4 protein-coding genes are annotated in these 4,974 nt (G+C 48.7%); 3 read left to right on the plus strand and 1 reads right to left on the minus strand.

Annotated elements, in window-relative coordinates; all coding sequences use genetic code 11:
* Positions 1-2,736, plus strand: a 2,736-nt coding sequence (locus B3180_RS14675) for an EAL domain-containing protein (protein ID WP_286845242.1), incomplete at its 5' end; no start/stop codon positions are given.
* 36 nt (positions 2,737-2,772) lie between these two features.
* On the opposite strand, the gene B3180_RS14680 is transcribed toward B3180_RS14675, so the two are convergent.
* On the minus strand, positions 2,773-3,246 hold the full coding sequence (locus tag B3180_RS14680) for an Hsp20 family protein (RefSeq protein WP_199494850.1): 474 nt from the start codon (positions 3,244-3,246) through the stop codon (positions 2,773-2,775).
* A gap of 229 nt (positions 3,247-3,475) precedes the next feature.
* On the opposite strand from B3180_RS14680, the gene B3180_RS14685 reads away from it, so the two are divergent.
* Both B3180_RS14685 and B3180_RS14690 read left to right on the plus strand, forming a co-directional pair.
* Entirely contained in the window at positions 3,476-4,480 is a 1,005-nt protein-coding gene (locus tag B3180_RS14685; RefSeq protein WP_286845245.1) for a hypothetical protein, read from the plus strand.
* A gap of 12 nt (positions 4,481-4,492) precedes the next feature.
* A partial coding sequence (locus B3180_RS14690) for a mechanosensitive ion channel family protein (protein WP_286845246.1) occupies positions 4,493-4,974 on the plus strand: 482 nt, incomplete at its 3' end.

The raw sequence follows: 4,974 nt of genomic DNA on the forward strand, positions 1-4,974 counted from the left end.
CAGTCTGCGGCTGCTCAGGAGCCGCTTACCGTTTCTCCGCAAACTTCCAGACTCATGCTGAATGAATATCTGAACTATCGTGTTGTGGATAAGAGTTTAAATGTTGAAAATATAGCGGTGAATGAACCCCAGCGATGGCTCAGCCCTTCACAACTGCAGGACCATAATTACGCCGGTGAGCGACCAAATGTCTGGGGCGTTATCCCGCTGTTTAACCGCAGTAATGCCCCCCTGACTTTTCATCTTAAGTTCGGCGATCCTTATTTGGAAAAAGTTGGTGTCTACTTACTGGATAAAGAAGGCCAAATAACAAGCCAAAGCATCAGTCGTTTTTCGACGCCAATTTTACAGCGAGAGTATTTATCACACGAGCAGGTGCTGCCCGTTACCATACCTGCAAACGAAATTGTCTGGCTGGCCGTATCGGTTCAGCAATGGCCAGAGCAAATGCCTTCCGTAAGCTTATGGCAACCCGGAGACTTGCAGCTGCGCCTGCAGCAACAACAAACTGCGCTGGGTGTTAATGCTGGTATCCTAATTTTATTAGCTCTGGCTGCAGCCACCTCGGCGAGGTTATTTGGTAGTCGTCTGTTAATTGCGTTTGGCACACTAACACTAGCCTTTACGTTGTCACTGCTGCTGCATAGCGGTGTCTGGATAACCTATTTTACGCCATACTCGCCGGACATAGCGGCAGTTTTGAAAGGCTATATTAGCCAGCTACTGATTGTTGCACTCAGTTGGTTTATCTGGGAGTGGTCGCGTTTTCGTTTCAAGCTATCGAGGTTTAACCGAATTGGTTACTCGGTAATGTTAATTGCTATCGCTATGACCATTTTATTGCCGTGGCTTCCGGAGCCTTGGCAGTTGGCGCTTATTTCCTGGGAAATTAACGCACTACTACTCTGGGGCGGTGTTGTCGTTGGGCGCAGTTTGCAGAAACAGCCTGTGTCAGGGCATCCCTGGCAAACAGCACTGATGGTACTCACTGTATTATCCGCCTGGTTATTAGTCTCTCCTCGTTATAATCCAATTTGGGAAGGGCTTTCAGGGCTTCTTTTGTATAGTGGTCTGACGCTGGTCACTATTATGTTTTTACTGGCATTAGAGCGTTACCGTCTCAGCCGTTTAATGCAACGTATTAGCCATTTAAAGCAAAACCGAAAAGCCTTGCGGCGCAGGTTATGGCGGCTGTTGAAACGAACCGGGGAAGGTTGGTTTCAGATGAATTCTGACGGCAGTATTAAGCAGGTTAACCGTCAAATGATGAGAATTCTCGCGGCGCACTCCGAAGAACAAATTCGGGCCAACTGGCCTAACGGGTTTAATATTGATGGTCAGCGGCAATTGGTTTCTATTGAACGTCTTGATGGTCGAAAAGTGTGGCTGGATATCGAGCTTTTCACTGATAATACCGGGCGTATAGCAGATGTTACTAAACGCATGGAAGCGGAAGTTCATTTGAATTTCCTGGCGCATCACGACGCCGTTACCGGGCTGCTCAACGTGCGGGAATTTCGGCGTTTATTACAAGACAGGCTGGATAAGAAAAAGACTTCAAGTGTGACTATTATTCGCCTCACAGGCTTGCAGGTTATCGCTGACCAAGCGGGCTCCGACGGGCGTGATCAGGCTATATTGCAGTTGACCTTGTCGCTTCAGCAAAAAGCTCCGAAAAGTGCACGGGTTGCCCGTATTAGTGAAACGGAAATTGCCTTGTTAAGCCGTGAGGATGAGCAAGCCGCGTTTGCACAGGCTCATCGTTTGCTTCAGTTTTGCCGTGAGTTCCGTTTCAGCAGTGATAAGCGCATATTTCAGCTTACTGCACACGCCGGTATTTCCTACAGCGCAGATGAGGACGTTGCAGCCAGTACGTTAATGCGACAAGCGCGTGAGGCCGTTCAGCTTGCTATGCAGCAAGGTGACTACCGGGTGCACTCCTACAGTGAAGCCGATCAGAAACGTTTAATTGGCCAGGCAGAGGCAGAATGGGAAACTCGGTTGAAAAAGGCTTTAAGGGAAGAAGACTGGCAATTGTTTTCGCAGCCGCTTATCAGTACGTCTAAAAGCGAAGACAAACACTGTTTCGAGGTATTGCTGAGGCTACCCGGCTCAGGCTCTGATGAAGCCATTGCGCCGCAACAGTTTCTGAGATCAGCATTGCGGGCGGGTGTGATGGGTAAAGCCGACCGCTGGCTAGTTCGCGAAGTTATTGAGCACTTTAACGAACAACCGTTTCAGGCAAACAGAACCTGGCGTTGCCACATAAATTTGTCGGCGCAAAGTCTGGAGGACGTCGACTTCATTCGTTTTCTTGAGCAAATTCTTAAGCAGTCGGTGCTGCAACCGGAACAATTAATGTTTGAAGTGGCTGAGCCCGATGCCGACAAGTATTTTGATGAAACCTACCGTCTGTTCAAAGAGCTTCAGGGGCTGGGGGTTGGTACAGCGCTGGATCAGTTCGGAACAGGCTTTAATTCATTTCGTTTAATGCGGCAGTTGCCGTTAACGCAAATTAAGGTCAATCGCTTTTGGGTGCAGGACATGCTGGTGGACGCTGTTGATGCAGAACTGGTAGCAAGCTGCGTTCGTATTGCTAAAGTGCTTGGTATTGAGGTGTGCGCAGTAGGCGTTGAAAGTGACGAAGCGCGCATTAAGCTCACACAGCTGGGTGTAGACTATGTCCAGGGGTTCGTCTGTGGGCACCCAGTAGAGTGGCAACGTCAGGAAAAATAGGGCGGCTAATTGCCGCCCCTCATCCAGTGCTTAAGTTTAAGCAGCATTTTCCTTACTTTTGGAACGATCTTCCAGCAGGTCTTTAGTCGAGCTGCCAATGTTGATGCGTTTCGGCTTCATGGCTTCAGGAATGTTTTTCACCAAGCCGACCGTTAACAGACCGTTCTTTAAGGCTGCGCCTGTGACTTCAATGTGTTCAGCCAGGCTGAACTTACGTTCGAAGGCACGGTTTGCAATGCCGCGGTGCAGATACTCGCGTTTTTCGTTTTCTTCGGCTTTCTTGCCGGTCACACGAAGCACGCCGTTCTCTACTTCAATTTCCAGATCATCCTCTTCAAAACCTGCAACCGCCAGGGTAATGGCGTACTGGTTTTCTGCTACCAGTTCAATGTTGTAGGGAGGGTATCCGGTTGCACCAGTATCTGAGCGTAGTGCCGAATCCAGCAAAGATGCCATACGGTCAAAACCTACACTGCTACGATATAGAGGGCTTAAGTCGATAGTTGCCATAATAGTCATTCTCCTAAGAAGCAATAACGTTAATTGTAATAAACAAGTGACACACCATGTGTCGGTTTAAGGCGGCTCTCTCAGAGACACCGGCCTTAACTCTTATATGTGCACTGGTTAAATTGGTTTCAAGAGTCTATTTGCAAATTTTTCATTGGACTCTGGTTCAGGGCACTCTATTATCGTTGTTAAGCACTCACTTATTTTATCCGTGAAAAGGGACCTTAGAATGGCCGAAGAGCCAAAGAAAACGTGGCAATGGGTTACTGTTGACGATTACGAAAAACCTGCGGTGCCGACCGTTATCAAGGTTAAAAAGTGGTGGGGAAAATTTATTCGATGGATAACCCCTGAACAAGAGCAAGAAAGTGAGGATGACCAGTCGAGTGCACTGGAGCTCAGTTTTGACGACGCAGCAGATGCTTTGGAACAGTGTTTTTCTGAGTGGCTGGAGGACGACGAAGATAACAGCTTACGCTGGATAATCGCACCACCTCATTCAGGTGTTGAAGAAGCCGTAAAGAAGTGGGCTGAGAAGCATAGTCTCAGGGAAATGAACCTGCCCGACAGAGAGCCTCTTTGCGACCCGGGTGATTCTACTCTGCCTGAATTTTTGTCCAAGTCCGATGATAATAAGCCGTGGATTTTGCCACAGTTAGCGCATGGTTTCCTTCGCCAAACCAATGGGTTGCGGTGGGTTCGTGAATTCTTTTCTACTGTGCTTTCAGGCGAAGCAGGCAAAGGCGTTATTGTTTGTGACAGCTGGGCCTGGGCTTTTCTTGAAAAGGTCTGGCCGGTTCCGGTAAGCCAATTGTGGACTTTGCAGGGGCTGGATCAGCGAGCGTTGGAGGAGCTTGGTTTGGCTCGTGGCGATGGTCGTTTGCGGGCATTAGCGGCGTTAAGTCGTGGTAACGCAGGTGTGGCTGCTGCCTATTCCGATCGTTACCAGCGCAGTAGCGAGAAACCTGTTGAAACACCCAGCATGCCTTCAGAGATTAACAATGCCACGGCTTTTGTCTGTTATGCTCTGCTGTTACACCGAGGTTTGAATAAAGGGCAGTTGGTTAAGGTGTTGCCAATAATATCCGGTAGTCAGCTTGAAATTCAGCTACAGGTTTTGCATCAGCGAGGTTTGATAGAGCTTGAGCAGGAGCTTTGGTATGTCACTGCACGCGGTTACCCGGTCGTCAGAGAATTGCTGGCCTCGCGGGGCTTTTGGCTAGACCGGTTTTAACGGGAGACATTAATGGAAACAGGATCAGTAGACGACGTTACCGGACTCTTTAAATCGCTGGACGGCTTTGCGATTTTTGAGATTGCAGTGATTTTCGTTTTTGCACTAGCGATAGTTTGGCTGACTCAGCGTGTTCTACCCTGGGTTGCCTCCCACCTGCATGGTAAGCGCCGACTGTACACTTTGGCCTTAGTACCAATGATTCGCATACTGGTATTGGTTGTTGCCCTAGTTATGATAATGCCCCGGATCATTGAGCCAACGTTGCAGAACATGGTGGCAACACTGGGTGCAGCGGGCCTGGCTATAGGTTTTGCATTAAAAGACTATGTGAGTAGTTTAATTGCCGGGGTGGTGGCTATTCATGAAATGCCCTACCGACCGGGTGACTGGATAGAAGTTGACGGTAGTTATGGCGAAGTTACCCATATAGGCATGCGTACGGTCGAGTTAGTAACCAACGACGACACCGTTATTTGGGTACCACACTTAAA

Origin of the sequence: Idiomarina sp. UBA4206 (genome assembly GCF_002383015.1) — a bacterium.
Taxonomy (GTDB): domain Bacteria; phylum Pseudomonadota; class Gammaproteobacteria; order Enterobacterales; family Alteromonadaceae; genus Idiomarina; species Idiomarina abyssalis.